Below are 256 nucleotides of genomic sequence, written 5' to 3' on the forward strand. Positions count from 1 at the left end.
GTACAGTGCAGACAGCCACTCAGTCACTGAAGTTGAAGCAAGTAATCTGACTGATGAACAATGTGAATTAATCGCAGACAGTGCACGCAAAGTTTTCGCTCAAAGGAAGCTACGTCACTTATCTCGAATGGAGGTTTTCTTAACCCAAGACAACGAAATCTACCTGAACGAAGTAAATACTTTTCCAGGTATGACTCCAATTTCCATGTTCCCTAAAATGGTGGAGCATAATGGACACAAGTTTAGTCAATTCTTG

1 pseudogene is annotated in these 256 nt (G+C 41.0%); it reads left to right on the plus strand.

The window, feature by feature from the left end:
- Positions 1–256: pseudogene (locus tag FTW16_RS12790) on the plus strand (D-alanine--D-alanine ligase A); the annotation flags it as partial.

This window comes from Vibrio sp. T20 (assembly GCF_007858795.1).
Classification (GTDB): domain Bacteria; phylum Pseudomonadota; class Gammaproteobacteria; order Enterobacterales; family Vibrionaceae; genus Vibrio; species Vibrio satsumensis.